At 66.2% G+C, this 17,304-nt stretch carries 20 protein-coding genes and 3 pseudogenes; 6 read left to right on the top strand and 17 right to left on the bottom strand.

The annotated features are described in order from the left end of the window. Positions 1–65 precede the first annotated feature (65 nt). Positions 66–269: a DUF8106 domain-containing protein gene (locus P1K32_RS16075; RefSeq protein WP_276250695.1), complete on the top strand. Its 204-nt coding sequence runs from the start codon at positions 66–68 to the stop codon at positions 267–269. Here the strand turns inward: P1K32_RS16075 and P1K32_RS16070 are convergent. The 3 genes from P1K32_RS16070 to P1K32_RS16060 all read right to left on the bottom strand — a co-directional run bounded on the left by P1K32_RS16070 (position 266) and on the right by P1K32_RS16060 (position 3,307). After that, positions 266–1,120: an eIF2B alpha/beta/delta subunit family protein gene (locus P1K32_RS16070; RefSeq protein ID WP_276250694.1), complete on the bottom strand. Its 855-nt coding sequence runs from the start codon at positions 1,118–1,120 to the stop codon at positions 266–268. The two genes, P1K32_RS16075 and P1K32_RS16070, sit on opposite strands and share 4 nt — an antisense overlap. Before the next feature lie 294 nt (positions 1,121–1,414). Continuing rightward, positions 1,415–2,524: a hypothetical protein gene (locus tag P1K32_RS16065; protein ID WP_276250693.1), complete on the bottom strand. Its 1,110-nt coding sequence runs from the start codon at positions 2,522–2,524 to the stop codon at positions 1,415–1,417. Next, positions 2,525–3,307, bottom strand: a complete 783-nt coding sequence (locus P1K32_RS16060; protein ID WP_276250692.1) for a class I fructose-bisphosphate aldolase — start codon at positions 3,305–3,307, stop codon at positions 2,525–2,527. It lies immediately after the preceding gene. A gap of 118 nt (positions 3,308–3,425) precedes the next feature. Here P1K32_RS16060 and P1K32_RS16055 point away from each other — a divergent pair, with 118 nt between their 5' ends. Further along, the gene (locus tag P1K32_RS16055; protein WP_276250691.1) at positions 3,426–3,575 is read left to right on the top strand and encodes a DUF7557 family protein; all 150 of its coding nucleotides are present in this window, start codon (positions 3,426–3,428) and stop codon (positions 3,573–3,575) included. Positions 3,576–3,641: 66 nt separating this feature from the next. Here the strand turns inward: P1K32_RS16055 and P1K32_RS16050 are convergent, their stop codons facing one another. Together P1K32_RS16050 and P1K32_RS16045 are read right to left on the bottom strand one after the other, a co-directional pair. Continuing rightward, positions 3,642–4,094 (bottom strand): DUF5799 family protein, encoded by a 453-nt coding sequence (locus P1K32_RS16050; protein ID WP_276250690.1) that lies wholly within the window; start codon positions 4,092–4,094, stop codon positions 3,642–3,644. 52 nt (positions 4,095–4,146) lie between these two features. Then, complete coding sequence (locus P1K32_RS16045; protein ID WP_276250689.1) at positions 4,147–4,542, bottom strand: OsmC family protein; 396 nt, start codon at positions 4,540–4,542, stop codon at positions 4,147–4,149. 100 nt (positions 4,543–4,642) lie between these two features. Here P1K32_RS16045 and P1K32_RS16040 point away from each other — a divergent pair, with 100 nt between their 5' ends. Beyond that, the gene (locus P1K32_RS16040; protein WP_276250688.1) at positions 4,643–4,924 is read left to right on the top strand and encodes an NAD(P)-binding domain-containing protein; all 282 of its coding nucleotides are present in this window, start codon (positions 4,643–4,645) and stop codon (positions 4,922–4,924) included. Then, positions 4,921–5,532: an NAD(P)-dependent oxidoreductase gene (locus P1K32_RS16035; RefSeq protein ID WP_276250687.1), complete on the top strand. Its 612-nt coding sequence runs from the start codon at positions 4,921–4,923 to the stop codon at positions 5,530–5,532. Before P1K32_RS16040 ends, P1K32_RS16035 begins: the two co-directional genes overlap by 4 nt. Here the strand turns inward: P1K32_RS16035 and P1K32_RS16030 are convergent, their stop codons facing one another. Next, the gene (locus P1K32_RS16030) at positions 5,533–6,252 is read right to left on the bottom strand and encodes a metal-dependent hydrolase (protein WP_276250686.1); all 720 of its coding nucleotides are present in this window, start codon (positions 6,250–6,252) and stop codon (positions 5,533–5,535) included. A gap of 67 nt (positions 6,253–6,319) precedes the next feature. Next, positions 6,320–6,583 carry a hypothetical protein gene (locus tag P1K32_RS16025; RefSeq protein ID WP_276250685.1) on the bottom strand — a complete coding sequence of 88 codons (264 nt, stop codon included), beginning with the start codon at positions 6,581–6,583 and terminating at the stop codon, positions 6,320–6,322. A gap of 112 nt (positions 6,584–6,695) precedes the next feature. Between P1K32_RS16025 and P1K32_RS17710 the strand changes: the two are divergent. Then, a pseudogene (locus P1K32_RS17710) lies at positions 6,696–7,795 on the top strand (S1C family serine protease). Between the two features lie 3 nt (positions 7,796–7,798). Here the strand turns inward: P1K32_RS17710 and P1K32_RS16010 are convergent. The 5 genes and pseudogenes from P1K32_RS16010 to P1K32_RS15990 form a co-directional block, all read right to left on the bottom strand. Beyond that, positions 7,799–8,284, bottom strand: coding sequence for a TspO/MBR family protein (locus tag P1K32_RS16010; RefSeq protein WP_276250684.1), 486 nt, complete (start codon positions 8,282–8,284; stop codon positions 7,799–7,801). A 44-nt stretch (positions 8,285–8,328) separates the two neighbouring features. Beyond that, on the bottom strand, positions 8,329–8,526 hold the full coding sequence (locus P1K32_RS16005; protein WP_276250683.1) for a hypothetical protein: 198 nt from the start codon (positions 8,524–8,526) through the stop codon (positions 8,329–8,331). 41 nt (positions 8,527–8,567) lie between these two features. Further along, positions 8,568–9,505: pseudogene (locus tag P1K32_RS16000) on the bottom strand (hypothetical protein). After that, a complete protein-coding gene (gene priS / locus P1K32_RS15995) occupies positions 9,502–10,695 on the bottom strand; it encodes a DNA primase small subunit PriS (RefSeq protein WP_276250682.1) in 1,194 nt (397 codons plus the stop codon). The pseudogene P1K32_RS16000 and the gene priS overlap by 4 nt, the downstream one beginning before the upstream one ends. A 155-nt stretch (positions 10,696–10,850) precedes the next feature. Then, complete coding sequence (locus P1K32_RS15990) at positions 10,851–11,330, bottom strand: GNAT family N-acetyltransferase (RefSeq protein WP_276250681.1); 480 nt, start codon at positions 11,328–11,330, stop codon at positions 10,851–10,853. Between the two features lie 255 nt (positions 11,331–11,585). Between P1K32_RS15990 and P1K32_RS15985 the strand changes: the two genes are divergently transcribed. Next, on the top strand, positions 11,586–12,677 hold the full coding sequence (locus P1K32_RS15985; RefSeq protein WP_276250680.1) for a DoxX family protein: 1,092 nt from the start codon (positions 11,586–11,588) through the stop codon (positions 12,675–12,677). A gap of 9 nt (positions 12,678–12,686) precedes the next feature. Here P1K32_RS15985 and P1K32_RS15980 read toward each other — a convergent pair whose 3' ends face one another. The 5 genes and pseudogenes from P1K32_RS15980 to P1K32_RS15960 form a co-directional block, all read right to left on the bottom strand. Next, positions 12,687–13,142 (bottom strand): type IV pilin domain-containing protein, encoded by a 456-nt coding sequence (locus P1K32_RS15980; protein WP_276250679.1) that lies wholly within the window; start codon positions 13,140–13,142, stop codon positions 12,687–12,689. A gap of 53 nt (positions 13,143–13,195) precedes the next feature. Continuing rightward, a pseudogene (gene pfkB / locus P1K32_RS15975) lies at positions 13,196–14,109 on the bottom strand (1-phosphofructokinase). Further along, a complete protein-coding gene (gene glpR, locus P1K32_RS15970) occupies positions 14,109–14,867 on the bottom strand; it encodes an HTH-type transcriptional regulator GlpR (RefSeq protein ID WP_349682136.1) in 759 nt (252 codons plus the stop codon). The pseudogene pfkB and the gene glpR overlap by 1 nt, the downstream one beginning before the upstream one ends. Before the next feature lie 91 nt (positions 14,868–14,958). After that, complete coding sequence (locus P1K32_RS15965) at positions 14,959–15,942, bottom strand: isocitrate/isopropylmalate dehydrogenase family protein (protein WP_276250677.1); 984 nt, start codon at positions 15,940–15,942, stop codon at positions 14,959–14,961. A 44-nt stretch (positions 15,943–15,986) separates the two neighbouring features. Continuing rightward, the gene (locus P1K32_RS15960; protein ID WP_276250676.1) at positions 15,987–17,153 is read right to left on the bottom strand and encodes an outer membrane protein assembly factor BamB family protein; all 1,167 of its coding nucleotides are present in this window, start codon (positions 17,151–17,153) and stop codon (positions 15,987–15,989) included. Between the last annotated feature and the right edge of the window lie 151 nt (positions 17,154–17,304).

Raw genomic sequence — 17,304 nt, 5'->3', positions numbered from 1 at the left:
TTCTGCGTGAATAATCAAACAATTCCCCAACACATATTTCACTGTCCAGGCCGTGGTGTCCAACAATGACCTCCACCAAGTCCGTCCCCGCGAACGCGACCGCGACTGCACCGCCTCCCGAGAGCCGACAGAAGACCTCGCTGTTCTGTCCCTCCTGTGGCCACGAGAGCCCGGTCACCGGCGACTGGGACGTAGAACAGACCGACGAGGGGCAGGCCTTTCGGTGCCCCTGGTGTCACACTGTTATCAGCAGCCGTCCCGGAAACTAACGCAGGTCGCGCGTTTCTTTGTCGGTGACAATCGAGTCAAGGAGCGACAGCGGCGTCGCGTCGTAGGCCGGGTTGCCGACGGTGAACTCGTCGGCCGGTTCGCGATGGACCTCCGAGGGTGAGCGAATCTCGGTCTCGAAGGCGAAGGCGCCGTCGACGAACTTCGAGTCGGCGCCGATGACCGTCATCGGGACGTCTTCCTGGGCCGCTGCCGTCGCCAGCGGATACGTGCCGATGCGATTGTACAGCGTCTCGTCGACGATGCAGTCCATCCCGACGACGACCCGGTCGGCCTCGGAGAGGTAGTACCCCGACGCCGCATCAACCAGCAGTGTCACCTCGACACCGTCTATGGCTCCCAGTCTTCGCGCCATCTTGCGACCCAGGTACCGCGGCCGGGACTCGGAGACGTACACCTCGAAGATGGCGCCGTCGTCGACGGCCGCCTCGATAGCTGCAAGCACTGTCGAGGAGAAGTCGTGCGTGAACAGCACGTCCTCGTCGGCCAGCGCGTCGGCCCCACGCTGGGCCGCACGGTCCTTGGCCGCCTCGACGTCGCCGACCACGCGGTCGATGGCCTCCACTGTCAGTCCCTTGGCCGTCGAGACGTCGTCGGGGTCGGCGTCCGCGACCGTATCGACGATTTCCTGCTGGGTGGTGTGCAACGAGGCGTGCGACCGGTTGGCACGCCGCAGAGCGCGGCTGTTGCGCTCCAGCGTGCGCACGTACTCTTCGACAGTCGGGAACTCCCGGTCGGTCAGCTCCCGCAGCGCCGTCGCTGCCTTGATCGCGACGACAGAGGAACTGTGTGTCTGCATCTCCTCTATCTCTGCGACCGTCTCGTCGATCATACAACCGGGTGCGGGGCGGACGGATATGTGTTTTCCCCTCGCCGGCTAGCAATCAACGCACGATTGAATGCTCTCGGAGAGACTGTCAGCAACAACCAGAAAGCCCCGAGCGGCTGAACTCGGAGGACTCGCTGCGCGCTTCCTTCGCTCACTACGCTCGCTCAGTCCAGTGCTTACATCGTCCGCCTTCGTCCAGCCGCTCGCCCCTTTCAGTCCCCCCGTTTGACTGCTAAATCGGCTACGAGCGCCTTTGCTGGCCGAGTAGCGGAGCACGTGGTGTTGTCCCTGCCCGCCTCAGAACTTCGCCATGTACTCCTCGACGAACGCCCGGACCTCGTCGAGCGAGGGCTGGTCGGCGGTGCGGACGAAGTGGCCGGCGACGGCGTTGCCCACGACGACCGCCGCGGCGGGGTCGAGCCCCGTGATGGCGGCCAGCGCGAGCCCGGCGTTGAAGTGGTCGCCGGAGCTGGTCGTCAGCTCGGGCTCCTCGACGGCCGGCACTGCGACGCTGTGGGTGTCGTCGGCGGTGACGACGACCGAACGGTCGACGCCGTGGCCGACGAACCAGGTCGGTTCGACCGCGTCGAAGACGGTCGCGGCGGCGGCCGCGAAGTCGCGGTCGGCCTCGCCGTCGTAGGCGTCGGCCAGCACGTCCGTCTCGGCGCGGTTGGCCGAGACGACCACGTCGGTGACGTCGCCAAGTTCGCCGATTGCCTCCCGGCCAGACCGGAGTCGGTCGGCGTCGAGTTTCCTGACGTCGCCGGGGTCGACCAGCACCGTCTCCGGGGGGTCCTCGATGTCGGCCCAGCGCTCTCTGAGCCCCGACAGGACGCTCGGGAGGCGTGGCGTTTCTGACCAGTAGCCCACGCCCAGCAGCGCTGCACCGCCGAGGCGCTCGACGAGGCGGTCGTGGCCGAAGCGGTCGTCAAGCCCGGCCCAGTCAAGGGTCATCGTATCGCCGATTTCGGTCAGCATCAGCTTGCCGTCGTCGAACTCGACGGCGTCGGTGACGCCGGGCTCTCCTATCGAGTGGAGGTCGTACTCGCCGAACTCCCGCTCGAAGGTCTCGTGGACCGGGTCGCCGTACATCCCGACGAGCGTCGGCGAGAACGCCCAGGTGCCAAAGGCACGCGACAGGTGACAGGTGTGGCCGCCGGTGCGCCGACCGTCTTCGAGCCACTCGTAGGACAGCGAGCTACCCGCCTCGACCGAACGGTCGAGCCGGTCGCGAAAGTCCGAGAGCCGTGGCAGCCGCTCGTAGCTGGTCGGGTCGGTGCGGTCGGCGACGACTTCGCGGACGCGGTCGAGGTAGCCGTCGAAGCCGAACACGACACGACGCGGGTCGATGTCGTCGGGCAGTTGCCTGCGAGCGGTCTCGACGGCTCGCCGCGTCTCGTCGTCCATCTACAGGACGTCGTCTGCGCTCGCGCCCTCGAAGACGACCTGCTCGAGCATATCGAGCATCTCGTAGGGGTTCTCTCGCTGCCAGACGTTGCGACCGACGGCGAGGCCGGCGACGCCGACGTCCATGCACTCCTCGACGAGTTCGAGGAACTCGCGGTCAGACGATTTCGACCCTCCGGAGAGCAGGACGCGGTTGTCAGCGGCCGAATTGACCGCGTACTCCATGTTCTCCTTGCTTCGGGGGTACTTCACCTTCGTGAAGTCCGAGCCCAGCTCGAGCCCCAGGCGGGCGGCGTAGGCGATTATCTCCTTGCTGCGGTGTTCCTTGACGGCCTGGCCGCGCGGGTAGGCCCACAGGGCGATGGGGAGGTCGTGGTCGCGGGCGGACTCCTGGACCGGGCGGAAGTCCTCGAACATCTCCGGCTCCTTGTTGACGCCGGGGTAGATAGTGTAGCCGATGGCGTCGACGTCCAGCTCGGCGGCGTAATCGACCGTCCAGTTGTGCGCGGAGTAGGGGTCGCCCATCCAGAGGTCCGAGCCGCCGTTGAGCTTGGCGAGGAGATTCACGTCGTCCTTGTAGCTCGGGTAGTACGTCTCGGTCAGCCCCTTCCCCACTGCAAGCGCCGTGACGGCGTCGTGTGTGGCCATCTCGAAGATCTGGTTCGGGTCGAGGCGTTCCTCGACGCCCGAGAACTGCTTGGGACCGTGCTCCATCCCGTGATCGTGTGCCAGCACAAGCGTCTTGTCGTTACGAACGAGCGGTGAGTCTCCAAGAGGTCGCATGGGAATGAACTACCCAGAAGGCACATTAACAGATTTCGGTTCTGTGTTTTTACTCGCGTTCGTGTTCGTTTCTGTCCGGTCCATCGGGGTTATGTAGCTGGGGAGTCAACGTCCTCCCATGCCGACAGTTGAACTAGACGAAGAGACGGTTCGACGCCTCGACGGCCTCCGCGAAGAGGACGAGTCATACGACGAACTCGTCACCGAGCTCATCAACATCTACGAGGCCGAGGAGCTGACGCTGTTCCACGGCGGCGACGAGTACTAAGTAGGCACCGGAACCCACAGAACGCCCGACCACGTGGTCGGTGCGTGTCTCGTCTCGGTGGCGAGTTCACTTGGCGGCCTGCTCGCAGACGCTCTCCCAGCGCCCGTTGGACTCCAGCTTCTGCTGTAACTCGTCGGCGTAGGCCTGGGCGAGCTGTTCGGCTTCCTCGGTTCGGTCGTCGTCGCCGCCACCGCCGGCCAGTCCGAGCGCCGCTTTCACGCCCGACAGGAAGCCGCCGCTCCCGGAGCTGTCCCGGGAGTCGCTGCCGCTGGGGACGCCACCCATCGGACCGCCCTGGCCGACCTTGTCGAGTTCCGGCATGATAGACGGGAGCTTCGACGTGTCAGCGACGAGTGTCGCCGTCTCGGGCTCGTCGGCCCCCTCGATGTCGAACTCGACGGCAGTCATCACGAGGCCCCACTGCTGGTTGGAGAAGGAGGAGGCCTCGATGCGGTCCGTGAACTGCCTGTCGACGGTCATCCGCTCGCCGGCGATACGGCCGGTCCAGTCGTCGCTCATACCTGTCTATTGGCGGCCACACTTTAGAGGGTTTCCGCGTCCGAGCGCGCTCTCAGACGCCCGACTCGATCGTAATCTCGGCGTGTAGCGCTTCGGTTAGCGCGGAGTGGACGTGACAGATGTCCTCCGCGAGCTCGACGATGTCCTGTTCCTCCTCGCCCAGGGACTCCTCAACTGTGACGTCGAACGCGATGTTCTCGAGGTCGTCGTCCTCGTCGAGGTCCGCCCCAACCTCGATTTCGACCTCGCCGATGTCGTCGTAGTTGTACTTGCCCGCGGCGACGCGCAGCGCCGGGATGTAACAGGACGCGTAGTCGGCCGCCAGGACCTCGTTGGGGTTCGGGCCGTCGTTGTTCAGGGCGTCGACGATGAGCTCCCACTCGCCGTTGATGACGCTCTCGACTGTGTACCCTTCCTCGCACGTGCTGGTGACTTCGATATCTGCCATGACGTACGGCCGGTGGGTCTCCAGCGTATAAATTTGACTGATACGTGCTCGACCCTGTGTTCGCCCGGGATTCAAGACCGTTCCGGCAGTAGGGACACACATGACGACTGTCGGCTTCATCGGCCTGGGCGCGATGGGTGCACCGATGGCGTGGAACCTCGACGACGCTGGCTTCGATCTCGTCGTCTACAACCGGACGACCGACCGCGAGCAACCGTTCGCGGCGGCGGGCGTCTCCGTGGCCGACTCGCCGAAACACCTGACCGAGCGGGCCGACGTGGTCTGCTGTATCGTCAGCGACGGCGACGCGGTGGCCGAGGTGCTCGAACGCGACCTCGGCGTCCTCGAGGACTCGACGACGAGACCGTCTTCGTCCAGATGAGCACCATCGGCTACGCGGAGACGATGGCCGCCGCGGACCTGGTGGCCGAGAACGGTGCGGCGTTCGTCGACGCTCCGGTGTCGGGAACCGTCGGCCCAGCCGAGGAGGGGACGCTGGTCGGATTGGCCGGCGGTGACGAGTCGGTCGTCGAGGCGATTCGCCCGATTCTCGAGGCGATGTGCGAGCCGGTGGTCCACTGCGGCGAGGTGGGCCAGGGGACGAACATGAAGCTGTTCATCAACCTCCTGCTGGGCGATGCGATGGCCGCCTTCGCCGAGGCGCTCGTCTTCGGGCGAGCCAACGGACTCGATGTCGAAGCAATGAGGGCCGTCGTCGAAAACGGCGCGCTCGACTGCCCGCTGTTCGATATCAAGGGCGCCACCGTTGGCGAGGGCGACTTCGCGCCTCGCTTCCCCGTCGACTACCAGTTCAAGGACCTCTCGCTGGCACTGGACAGGGCCGGCGAGGTCGGCGCGCCGCTCTCACAGACGGCCGCCGCTCGCGAGGCGTTCAGCGCCGCCCGCGCCCGCGGCTACGGCGGCGAGGACATGACGGCGGTCATCAAGCCGCTCGAAGAAACGGCGGGCGTCGAGGTTCGCGAGGAGTAGCTACAGTTCGAACGTCTCGTCGCCGTCCAGAATCACAGGTTCGACGGTGCTGCCGGTGGCTTTGACCTCGCGGACGAAGTCGTCCGTGTCGATCTCGATTGGCGGGAACGTGTCGTAGTGCATCGGGAGCGCGTAGTCGACGTCCAGCCAGTCGGCGGCGATGGCGGCCTGCATCGGCCCCATGGTGAAGTGGTCGCCGGCCGGCAGCGCGGCAGCGTCGGGTTCGAGGTACGGCCCGATCACCTCCCGCATCTCGGTCATCAACCCGGTGTCGCCGGCGTGGTAGAACGTCGTCGATTCGGCGTCGCTGACCTGTGTCGGCTTCGTGTCGGAGATGACGTAGCCAGCGGGCATTCCCGCCCCGGGCGTCTCGAACCCTTCGCCTACGCCGTTCGTGTGATCGGCCCGGTGCATCGTGACAAACGCGTCTCCGCATTCGACGGTCCCGCCGAGATTCATCCCGACCACGTTGTCCTCGTCGATGCCGTGTTCACGCACGGTGTAGCCGGTCACCTCCGGCGTCCCGACGACCGTCGCGTCCGGGAACTCGCCGGCGTCGGCGACGTGGTCGTCGTGGCCGTGTGTCAACAGGACGTAGTCCGGGTCCAGTTCTCCCGGGTCTGTGTCCGTCTTGGGATTACCGAAGAACGGGTCGATGAGGAGGTCGGTGCCGTCGACTGTGACGTGCCAGGTAGAGTGGCCATGCCAAGTAAGCTGCATGATTCGGCCGCTACTACTCGGCGCGGCCACTTAATCGCTACACCGATAGCGGGTCGGGCGAACTCGGTCAGTCGAACGCAGTCAGCGTCGTGGGCTTGCCCTGTGCGTAGCGAATCCACCGGCGCATGTGGCGGTTCAGCGCCCAGAACAGGGTCACGACCATCCCGACCAGTGCCGACAACATGACGACCGCGAGCACGAGCGGGTCCTCCGTCGGCAGTCCAAAGAGCGCGATTATCGTCGCCACGAGCGCCATCTCCACCGCGGTTCGAATTCCGGGGAGAATAAACCCAGGTGAGGGGAGCGAGTTGCCTGACGTTCCGTCGGCCATAGCCCACGTTTGTTAGCCGGCTACTTAGCGATTGTCGCCGGACAGGCCGTGGGTTTATTCACCCGCTTTCCCTACGTCGGGACATGGATCCAGATGGGCTGTCACGCCGGCGCTGCTGGCCGCAGTCGGACTCGGAGCGGCCGGGACGGCCGGCTGTCAGTCGCTGACGACGTCCACGAACCAGTCCAATGGGACCGACACCGACGCGTCTCGGGCCCCGTCGCCGGACAGACCGAGCGAGACAGGCGCCGGTGTGGACCACGAGGGCGAGGGCAGCGTCTACACCGAGGTCTACGACAACGTGGCCGACGGCGTGGTCTCGATTGAGGTGTACGACGACACCACCAGACCCTCCTCCGGCAGCGGCTTCCTCATCGACGGTAACTACATCGTCACTAACGAACACGTCGTCGACGCCGGCGACACCGTCTACGTCCGCTACGTCGGCACCGACTGGCGCGAGGTCAGCGTCGCCGGCACGGACGTCTACAGCGATCTGGCAGTCATCGACGTCGAGAATACACCGGACGCCTCCGACCCCCTCACCTGGGTGAACAGCCGGCCGGCTATCGGGACCCGCGTCGTTGCCATAGGCAACCCCTTCGGCCTCTCCGGGTCGGTGTCCGAGGGCATCGTCAGCGGCGTCGACCGGACGCTCCGTGGGGCGAACAACTTCTCCATCGCCGCCGGCATCCAGACCGACGCGGCCGTCAACCCCGGCAACAGCGGCGGCCCGCTGGTCGACCTCGACGGTAACGTCGTCGGGGTCATCAACTCAGGCGGCGGCGACAACGTCGGCTTCGCCATCTCCGCGCAGCTGGCCCAGCGAGTCATTCCCGCGCTCATCGAGGACGGTTCGTACGACCACCCCTACATGGGCGTCGGCCTGTCGAACGTCTCCCCGGTAATCGCCGAGGCCAACGACCTCGAACAGGCCTCGGGTGTCTACATCAACTCCGTCCGGTCCGACGGCCCCTCCGACGGCGTGCTGGAAGGGAGCACCGGTACGGCGAGGGTCGACGGCGTGGAGGTCGGCACCGGCGGGGACGTGGTTCGGCGCTCGACGACACACCGACCCCGACCCGGCAAGACCTGGCGGCGTATCTCGCCCTGGAGACGAGCCCCGGCGACACGCTTTCGGTCACGGTCCAGCGGGACGGCGGCAGACAGACGGTCGAGATTACGCTCGGGACGCGGCCCGAACCGCGGTAACACTCAGTTGAGCGCGAGAAACCGGTAGTTCAACACCGCGGCGAAGGCCACCCAGAGCAGATACGGCACGACGAGTAGTCCCGCAGTCCGTCGAATACGGCCGAAGGCCACCGCGGTCGGGACGGCAAGCAACAGCAGTCCGCCGATGACGGCGAGGGCCAGCGCGAGGTTCTGTGCCCGGAAGAAGACGGGCGTCCAGGCCACGTTGAACGCCATCTGCGCGACGAACAGCCCCAGCGCGAACCGTCGACCGGGGTGGTCCGCCCGCCAGACGAAATACAGCGCGACGCCAAGCAGCGTGAACAGCAGCGGCCAGACCACGCCGAACAGCCACGGGGGCGGGTAGATGGCAGGCTTCGCGAGCGACTGGAACCACGCCGAGCCGGGCCCGCCCAGTGCAGCGGGGGCGCTGCCGACGAGGTTGACGAGGACGACGGCGGCGAGGACGCCCGGAATATCGTCGCGGTCGAGTGACACGGCAGTCGTCATACAGGCCAGTTGCACCGCTCACGGGGAATAGTTACCGTCGCCACTCACAGCCACCGGCGTGCAACGACGCGCGCGACGGTCATCGGCAGCGTCACCCAGAGGACGACGAAAACGACAGTCTGAGCAGTTAGCGTCGAACTGACGAGTTCTGCGTAAAACACCAGCGCGCCGACAGCGAGGACACCGACGACTGTGGCGACGTAGCCCGGGTCTGTCCAGTCGGTGGTCCCAGCAGTGGACATACCTGACGGTCATCGGTCGGACGACAAGAAAACTGCGGAGCCTACTCCAGTGGCTCGGCGGCGTCGCGCTCGACGAGCGGGTCGGCGTTGTCGGCCGGCAGCGTCACCACGTCGTCCGTGGAGAGGTCGTAGGAGCGCTGATCGACGCCGAATATCTCGCCCACGTCGTCGGTGATACGGACGGTCTTGCGGTCCACGTCGGTGTCGGCCCCAGTTGGCTCCTCGCGGTCCTCGACTCCGCTGACCTCGTGTCCGCCGTCGACCGCCGAGCGCGCTTCCGCGGCAGGCCGTTCGGCCGACTCCGCCGGCGTGGCGGTCGGTTCGCCGGGTGGAGTACCGGCCATTTCTGTCGGCCCCCGTCCCGGGACACCGGTTCAGTCGGGCCGGCATCCCCACTCCGCGTCGCGGAGCCGTCGCCACCGCCCATGATGTCGGCCGCGTCGACTGCGGGTTCACTGTCGTCGGCCTGAGTGGGGTCGGCCGGCTTCGCCGGACTCGGTTCGCCGTCGTCGGGCGCCGGTGTCGGTGTGGCGTCAGTCGCTGCTGGCGACGTCGTCTCCGTGTCGTCGTCGCCGACGGCGCCAGCCGGCGACTCGCCGGCGATGACGTCGAGTACGTGCCGACGGTTCCCTTGGATGGCTTCGACCATCGTCTCGAAGAGCTCCCGCTCCTCCTGTGTGAGCCCGCCGTCCTCTGTGGGCATATCGGCTGCCGCCAGCGAGGCCATCTTGACGATTTTCCCGACCCGGCGTTCGTAGATGGCCTCGACGGTCTGTTCGGCCGTCTTGATGTCGTCCGTGAGACGGTTGACCTCCGGCGCGTCGAAGGGGTCGTCGGCCCGCTCGGCGGCGCGGTCGCGCTCCTCGCGCAGCTGGGCGACGAACTTACCGGCCTCCTCGTAAAACGTCGCTCGCAGCTGCTGGAGCTGGTCAGTCTGGCGCTCGCGGGATTGGACCGACTGGAGTTCGTCGAGTTTCATTCTTGTGCCTTCCGTGCACGCCCGCGGGCCATGAGGAACACGCCCACGTGCTCTGGTACTGTCTGATTACCCGCCTCCACCGTAAAACTATCCCCAGCGTGTTCTGCCGTGTCCAGTTCAACCAGCCCGCCTTCGGTCACTTCGACGGCTATCTCGTGGCCCCTGAACGTCTCCGGGACGGCATCGGAGAGCGGGTCGAAATCGGCGAGTTCCTCGCGCTCCAGGCGCTGGACCGCCAGCCCGCTACCGCCGTGGAGGCTGCCCGGCAGCCGGATGAGTCGGTTCGTGTCGGTCGTCACCGGCTCGTCGATGGGCGCGTTGTCCGCCGCGACGACCTCCTGGGCGAGCACCTGTGCTATCTGGTACACCGCCGAGTGAACGTCGATGTTGCCCGCTTCGAGACCCTCGTAGTTGTTCCGGGCCGCGTTGAGCGCGGCCGTGGCCTTCCCCTCGCCGATGCGGTCGTACCGCTGGAGGGCCTCGATGGCCTCCGCTTCGTCCATCGCGAGCCACTCGTCGAACTGCGAGAGGATATGCCGATGGGCGCGAGCGCCCCAGCCGCCGTCCGTGGGCAGGGTGCGCTTCTCGGCCGGGCTGGACCGACCGGCCGTCCCGGCGACCGTCTCCACCTCGACGAGCTCTTCGAACTCCAGGCCGATGCCCCGCACGTAGTCGACGATTTCACGTCGGGCGTCCCGCTCCAGGCCGCGAATCCGCTCGTCCCGGACGTGGACGTGATACCCGCGCCCGCCGGAGAAGACGACCGTCGTGTCCTCGAACCCGAAATCGTCGTCCAGGAAGTCCAGAAGCCGCATGAGTGCGTCTTTGCATTTTTCGAGCATCTCCCCGTAGGTGTCCTCGCCCAGCACGACCGACGGGAGGTGGTCGGCGTCCAGGTCGAAGACAAGGTCGGAGTTGCGCCACCCCTTGTCGCCCATCGTCGAGGCGCTCGGGTCGTCGTACCGGCCCGCAGAGAAGTAGATGTGGCGAGGCTTCTTGCGCGCCAGGAAGTCTTCGATGTTGCCCAGATCCAGCAGCGACCGGTGGCGGACCATCGTCTCACCGGGGCCCTCCGTCCACGGGATGAAGCCCCACTCGCGTTCGTTCGCGGCCGGCGGCGGCGTTATCGACGACCGTCGGTAGTGGTCACCGAAGCGACCGCGCAGGTACTCGCGGGTCCGCTCGTCCATCGGGCAGTGGTTGGACAGAGCGGTTCAAAAGGGTTCTCGTCTAGGGGCTGCAGGAGTAGGGTGAATTGGTGTTATCGGACAGACCGCCGTTTATCCGGTACCACACTCTCGACAGCCAGAACCGTCTATAGTTGTCACCGAAGGAACAGCGAGCCCTAGCCCCGCAACAGCTTCGAGAGCTTCTCGGTGATCGAATCGTCGCCGAGTTTCAGATAGAAGGCGTCCCCGCCGTCCTCGTAGTAGTTGTCGATGCGGCGACGTACTTCGAAGCCGATGTGCTGGTAGAACTCCAGCGCCTCCTCGTTTGTCGACCGGGCGTGGCAGGTGACAGAGCCGTAGTCCTCGCTGACGCGGGCGATGAGACGTTTGCCGAAGCCGTGGCCGCGGTAGTCGGCGTCGACGGCGAGAAAGAGGATGTAGCCATCTCTGCGGACCGCGGCGAAGCCGATGAGGGCGTCGGCCGCGCGGTCGAGGTAGAGATAGACCGTCGAACGGCGATAGGCGCTGCGGAAGAAGCCGCGTCGCTGACGGAGTACACCCTCGGAGCGGCGGATATCCTCCTTGAGCTGCCACGCTGCGTCGACGTACTCGTCGCTGCCCCGGTCGACGACCGTTGTCTCGATGTTGACGCTCACTGGGGAGTAGGTACAACTGGCCCAAACATAATTCCACCGCCCAGCGTTCGCCGAGTTGTGTCAGTCACTGTCAAAGTGCTGAGAAATCATGGCTGACTGGTCGCAGCCGCCGTGTCGAGCCTGGTTTCGCCACCGCGAGCGTGCCGCCTGCCCCGTAGCAGGACAGTACTCGAGTCCCTGTGACTGGGACACTATCGAAAATCGTTTGCTCCAGAGAGGAACAGAATTAGGTTTCTGGCCCGTCTAGGGGCTGTAATGACTGCGCGTCCAGCGATTGCTGCAACAGTAGTTTTCCTGGCGGCTATCGTCAGCCGGCCGGTCAGGGCCCATGTCGATTACGTGACCGAGCCGGGCGCCGAGACGAGAGACGCAGTGACCTTTACCGTCGGCGTACTGTCTGACCCGTTCAACGCGGCGCTGTTTCTCGGGAGTGGGCTGGTAACGGTCGTCGGTATCGCCGCGTACCTCTACGTGCGACCGACCATCACGGATATCGTCGTCCTGCGGGACAAACTCGCAAGTTACGGCGACCTCATCCCGTGGATGCTCCGACTCGCCGTCGGGATGCCGCTCATCGGGGCCGGGTTCCAGGGGTACATATTCGCTCCGACGGTGACGTTCAACGTCGGTGCGAACCCGTTACTGCGCGTCCTCTTTATCGCGCTTGGCTTTTTCACGCTGTTCGGGCTCGCGACCCGTATCGTTGCAACGCTCGGACTGGTGACCTACGCCTGGGCGCTTTCGACCGAGCCGAGCGTCTTTCTGGCTATCGAGTACGTCCCGCTCTTTCTCGCGCTGTTCGTCCTCGGCGGCGGGCGGCCCAGCGCCGACGATATGCTGCTCGAGGTCGCGAGCACCGACGGGAGTATATACGGGCGTATCGACCCGATTCACCACCTGAAGGCCTACCTGGATGGGCGGACGCGACCGCTCCGCGCCTACGTCCCGGTCATCCTCCGCGTCGGCATGGGCGCAGCCTTCATTTACCTGGGGCTTATCCAGAAGCTCTCCCAGCCCTCCAGTGTCCTGGAAGTCGTCGAAAAATACAATCTCACGGCCGTTGTCCCCGTAGACCCCGGCCTGTGGGTCGTCGGCGCTGGCATCACAGAGATAGCGGTCGGTATCGCGCTCATCGCGGGCTTCTTTACCCGCGGCATGGCCGCCACGGCGTTCATCCTGTTTACGCTGACCCTCTTTGGCCTGCCCGACGACCCGGTGCTGGCCCACGTCACGCTCTTCGGGATGGTCTCTGCCGTCTTCACGCTCGGCGCCGGGCCGCTCTCGTTCGACCACTGGTACGGTCGCCCCGCAGTGGCTGACGGGGAGAGCGTCATTCCGGCGGACTGAGACGAACCGTTATAAACCAGTGTTCTCGGCGCCGTCCCACCGATCGAGTTCTGTCCGGTTCCCGCTGCCGTTGTAGTAGATTGTGATGGTGTCACTGGAGCCGACGCGCTGCCCCCAGGCGCCCCCCTCGCCGAGCTGGACGATAGAGCCCTCGTCTACCATCTCCGTCTGATTCGTATTCGCCAGCTGGGACCAGTTTGCCTTCGGCTCGCCCCGCGGTCCCTCGAACTCCAGCCGGCCGGCCTGAATCGGGTCGCCGCGGCTGTGGGTGACGAGCAAGAGCCCGTTTTCGTCGGAGTAATCGTAGGTGAAGTTCGCCTGTGGAATCCCGTCACCGCTGCCCTCACCGACGACGAGCACGTTCACGCCGACCACCGCCGTCACGACGACGGTCATTCCGACGAGCAGTCCGATGCCGATAGACTCGGACATCCCACGGTCACCGCCGAGGCTACGCGCTCCCATCGATATCCACACAATGGTATATGAATATAAAGGCTGTTCGGCCGCGGGGGCCCTCAGACAGATAGCTCCCGAACGGAGACCGCCTCGCGGCGGGTGTCGAGACCGTCGAACGCCGGCGGCGACGTGCCGGGCCGTTCGACCAGACGGGTCGCGACGGCGACGCCGGTTCGCAGCGCAGTCGCGTCGTCCGCGCCGTCGGCCCACGCGGCGAGTGTCCCGGAGAGCAACGCGTCGCCGGCCCCGACCGTATCAGCCACGTCCACGTCGATGGCGCCGGCGTGCAGCGTCGTCGAGTCCGTCGCCAGCACGGCGCCGTCACCGCCCAGCGAAGCCAGCACGCGGTCGAACCCCTCGCCCGGAACTCGGACGCGGCCCGCGCACAGCCCTCGACCGTCGAGACGTCGGCATCTGTCGCCCGGGCCAGCTCCTCGCGGTTGGGTTTACAGAGCGCGTACCGTTCGTCGAGTGCCCGGAGCGCGTCGCCATCCATGTCGACGACGGTGTCCCAGCCGCCGGCCGACGCGACGGCGTCGACTGCGTCGGTCGTCACACCCGGCGGGAGGCTCCCACTGACCACGACGGTGTCCGGGTCGCGCTCACGGACTGTCTCGACCACTGCCGTGACCGTCTCTCCGTCGACGGCCGGTCCGTCGTGGTTGAGCTTGTACTCGGCCCCGTCGGCGACCGCGGTCGTGTTCAGCCGGGTCGGCCCGTCCGCCTCGACGAACGCGGTCGACACGCCGTCGGCGGCCAGACGCTCGCGGATGAACTGGCCCGTGAACCCACCGAGGACGCCCGTAGCCACGGCGTCGGTATCTAGCGCGGTGAGGAACTGTGCCACGTTGACGCCCTTCCCGGCGGCGTCAAAGCGGGCCGAATCGGCGCGCATAACCCGGTCGTGGGCCATCGGCTCGTCGAACTGCAGCGTCTGGTCGACTGCCGGATTGAACGTCACGGTGAGGTGCATCAGTTGCCCCCTGTGACGACGACGTCTGCCTCGGCGAACGCGTCCGCGAGTTCGCCCGGGAGCGCCTCGTCGGTGACCAGCAGGTCGATCTCGTCGGGGTCGGCGACGGTGACGAAACTGCGCTCGCCGAACTTCGAGCTGTCGGCCACCAGCACGACGCGCCGGGCGTTTGCCACCATGGCGCGCTTGACCGCAGCCTCGTCCTCGTCGGGGGTCGACAGCCCCGTGTCGGCGGTCACCCCGTTGGCCCCCAGAAAGAGGATATCGAAGTTGCGCTGGTCGAGAAAGGACTCGGCGGCTGGCCCCACACAGGCGTGACTGCGCGGGCGGACGGTCCCGCCGGTCAGCTTCACGTCGACGTCTCTGTCTGCCAGTTCCAGGCCCAGTTCGGGCATATTCGTCACGCCGACGTAGCCGCTGTCGGGCGCGGCTCGTGCGACCTCCGTCGTCGTGGTCCCTGCGTCGAAACAGACCACGTGGCCGTCGCGTATCTCTTCGCTCGCGCGGGCCGCGATAGCCTGTTTGGCCTCCAGATGGTCGACCTCGCGCTGGTCGTAGGACCGCTCGCGCCCCGCCGACGAGACGGGGACCGCGCCACCGTGGGACCGCTCGATTCGCCCCTCGGCCGCTAAGTCCTGGAGGTCACGGCGGATAGTTGCTTTCGAGAACTCAAGTTCGTCGGCCAGCGTCGCGACCGAACAGCCGTCCTGTTCGGTCACAAGCTGGACGATGGTGCGTTTTCGCTCGGCGGGGAGCATCTGCCCAAACATTGGGCCGCCTCGAACTTAGCAGTTCCGTCCGATTCTGTTCGTTTCTGCTCGAAAGGTCGCCCGTGGCGCTCGGACTCGCTTACAGCGCGTCCACCACAGCGGCCGCGACTTCATCAGTGCCGGCGTCGCCGCCAAGGTCCGGCGTCTTCGGGCCGGACTCGAGTACCGACTCGACGGCGGCCCGGACCCGGTCGCCCTCCTCGTCGTAACCCAGGTGGTCGAGCAACATTGCGGCGGAGAGAATCATCGCCGAGGGGTTCGCGATGCCCTCGCCGGCGATGTCCGGCGCGGAGCCGTGGACGGGCTCGAACAGGGCGTTCTCTTCGCCGACGTTCGCCGACGGAAGCAGGCCCAGTCCGCCGACCAGTCCGGCCGCCAGGTCCGAGAGCACGTCGCCGGCGAGGTTCGGACAGATGATGACGTCGTACTCCTCGGGCGTCATGACCAGGTGCATCGCCAGCGCGTCCATCAGCGCGGTGTCGTAGTCCGCGCCACGGTCCTCGCCGACCGCGCTCGCCGCATCGAGGAACAGGCCGTCCGTCTCGCGCATGACGTTGGCCTTGTGGGCGATGGTCACGTCGTCGAAGTCGTTCTGTCTCGCGTAGTCGAAGCCGAACTCGGCTATCTTCGCCGAGGCGTCTTCGGTGATGACGCGGGTCAGCGTCGTCACGCCCTCGGTTATCTCACTCTCGATGCCCGAGTAGACGCCCTCCGTGTTCTCGCGGATGAAGACGATGTCTGTGTCGGGCTGGACGGCGTCCAGGCCCGGGTAGGAGCGGGCGGGCCGGACGTTGGCAAAGGAGCCGACGACCTCTCGCAGCGGGAGGATGACGTCGGCGGCGGTCTCGCCGGCCGCGCCGAACAGCGTCGCGTCGGCGTCGGCGGCGATATCGCGAGTCTCCTGGGGGAGCGCCTCGCCGGTCTCGGCTTTGACTGCGTCACCGGCGTCGGCCTCGACGAAGTCGAAGTCGACCGAGTCAATCGCCGCCAGTACGTCCACGGCGGCGGGCGTGACTTCCTGCCCGATACCGTCACCGGGGATGACCGCAATCTCGTGTGTCATGTCCCCGGAGATGCGGGCGTCAAGTGAAAATGGTTCGGTTCCGCTCAGGCGAGTTCGAACAGTTCGTCACCAGCGACGTAGACGCGGCCTGCAGCGACAGAGAAACCGGCAAACCCGCCGTAGGAGCTGTCGTCGAAGGTCGCGGACCAGCGCTGCTCACCGTCTGACGGGTCGACGGCGACGATAGACCCGCTCTGGTGTAAGTACACCGAGTTCGAGTCGGCCCGGACCTGGTCGTCCATCGTGGCCGTCGTGACGTACGGCGAGTCCCAGACGGCCGACCCGTCTTCGGCATCGAACGCGTGGACTTCCTCCGTCGAACTCAGGTAGACCACACCGTCGGCGACAGCGGGGCGGCCCGACACTCGCCCGGCGACCGGGTCGGATTCCCATATCACGTCACCGTCGTCACCCGAGAGCGCCACGACAGCGGTCCCCTCGCTGGCGTTCTCGGCCACGTACAGCGTCCCGTCGGCGACGACCGGCACCGAATCGGTCACGGGTCGCTCTACCGACCACCGTTCGCTCCCGTCGCTCGTCTCACGCGCAGTGACGACGTTCGTCCCGAACCCGGAGCTGAGCAGATAGAGCGTCGAGCCCTCCACGGCGGGTCGGCCCACTGATTCGTCGGTGGACTCGGCCCAGCGCTCGTCTCCGTCGTGGCTGTAGGCGTAAACAGCGTCCCCGGTCGAGAGGTACACCGCCTCCGCCGTCGTGACGGGGCTGGCATCTGGACCGTTCCCCGGGTTCACCGCCCACTGGCGCTCTCCGTCGGCCACCGCGACGAGCGAGCTGTACGTCGGTACGAAGACGGTCCCGTCCCGGACTGCAGGGGTGGTAGCACCGACCGTCGCCGAGTCGCCCAGTTCGAACTCCCACTCGATATCACCCTCCTCGGAGACTGCCAGTAACGTCTCGCCCGCGACCGCGTAGACCACTCCGTCCTCGACGATCGGGACACTCGCCAGGTCGTCGAACCCATCCGGTTCGTACAGCCCCTCGACTGACGGCTCGGAAGCGGGCCCCGCCATCGCCGTGTTCGAACTCGAGTTGCGAGCGCCGCCGTCTTTCGACAGCCAGACGCCTGCGTCGGCCGCTTCGTCACCGCCGTCGTCCTCGTCAGTCCGCTCATCGGTTGCATTATCCGTCGGTTCACTACCGGAATCACCGCCGCTACAGCCCGCCAGTCCAACGATTCCCGCAGCGCTCACAGCTCCTAGAAAGGTCCGTCTTGTTCCCATCTTGTCGTCACCTATAGAAGGTGTACGTAATCATATGGATAAATATACTGATATCACAGACGACGTGAGCAGACGAGAAAATTTCACGACACAGAAGCAGCCGCTTGCCCGAAGCCCGCCA

Source organism: Haloarcula rara (assembly GCF_029338235.1).
GTDB classification, from domain to species: domain Archaea; phylum Halobacteriota; class Halobacteria; order Halobacteriales; family Haloarculaceae; genus Haloarcula; species Haloarcula rara.
This window is presented reverse-complemented; position numbering and strand designations above follow the sequence as displayed.

What these genes read in the sequence shown, in the direction of transcription:
- P1K32_RS16075 (WP_276250695.1), top strand. Translation starts at nt 66, where the DNA reads ATGACCTCCACCAAGTCCGTCCCCGCGAACGCGACCGCGACTGCACCG.
- P1K32_RS16070 (WP_276250694.1), bottom strand. Translation starts at nt 1,120, where the DNA reads ATGATCGACGAGACGGTCGCAGAGATAGAGGAGATGCAGACACACAGT.
- P1K32_RS16065 (WP_276250693.1), bottom strand. Translation starts at nt 2,524, where the DNA reads ATGGACGACGAGACGCGGCGAGCCGTCGAGACCGCTCGCAGGCAACTG.
- P1K32_RS16060 (WP_276250692.1), bottom strand. Translation starts at nt 3,307, where the DNA reads ATGCGACCTCTTGGAGACTCACCGCTCGTTCGTAACGACAAGACGCTT.
- P1K32_RS16055 (WP_276250691.1), top strand. Translation starts at nt 3,426, where the DNA reads ATGCCGACAGTTGAACTAGACGAAGAGACGGTTCGACGCCTCGACGGC.
- P1K32_RS16050 (WP_276250690.1), bottom strand. Translation starts at nt 4,094, where the DNA reads ATGAGCGACGACTGGACCGGCCGTATCGCCGGCGAGCGGATGACCGTC.
- P1K32_RS16045 (WP_276250689.1), bottom strand. Translation starts at nt 4,542, where the DNA reads ATGGCAGATATCGAAGTCACCAGCACGTGCGAGGAAGGGTACACAGTC.
- P1K32_RS16040 (WP_276250688.1), top strand. Translation starts at nt 4,643, where the DNA reads ATGACGACTGTCGGCTTCATCGGCCTGGGCGCGATGGGTGCACCGATG.
- P1K32_RS16035 (WP_276250687.1), top strand. Translation starts at nt 4,921, where the DNA reads ATGAGCACCATCGGCTACGCGGAGACGATGGCCGCCGCGGACCTGGTG.
- P1K32_RS16030 (WP_276250686.1), bottom strand. Translation starts at nt 6,252, where the DNA reads ATGCAGCTTACTTGGCATGGCCACTCTACCTGGCACGTCACAGTCGAC.
- P1K32_RS16025 (WP_276250685.1), bottom strand. Translation starts at nt 6,583, where the DNA reads ATGGCCGACGGAACGTCAGGCAACTCGCTCCCCTCACCTGGGTTTATT.
- P1K32_RS16010 (WP_276250684.1), bottom strand. Translation starts at nt 8,284, where the DNA reads ATGACGACTGCCGTGTCACTCGACCGCGACGATATTCCGGGCGTCCTC.
- P1K32_RS16005 (WP_276250683.1), bottom strand. Translation starts at nt 8,526, where the DNA reads ATGTCCACTGCTGGGACCACCGACTGGACAGACCCGGGCTACGTCGCC.
- priS (WP_276250682.1), bottom strand. Translation starts at nt 10,695, where the DNA reads ATGGACGAGCGGACCCGCGAGTACCTGCGCGGTCGCTTCGGTGACCAC.
- P1K32_RS15985 (WP_276250680.1), top strand. Translation starts at nt 11,586, where the DNA reads ATGACTGCGCGTCCAGCGATTGCTGCAACAGTAGTTTTCCTGGCGGCT.
- P1K32_RS15980 (WP_276250679.1), bottom strand. Translation starts at nt 13,142, where the DNA reads ATGGGAGCGCGTAGCCTCGGCGGTGACCGTGGGATGTCCGAGTCTATC.
- glpR (WP_349682136.1), bottom strand. Translation starts at nt 14,867, where the DNA reads ATGCTCCCCGCCGAGCGAAAACGCACCATCGTCCAGCTTGTGACCGAA.
- P1K32_RS15965 (WP_276250677.1), bottom strand. Translation starts at nt 15,942, where the DNA reads ATGACACACGAGATTGCGGTCATCCCCGGTGACGGTATCGGGCAGGAA.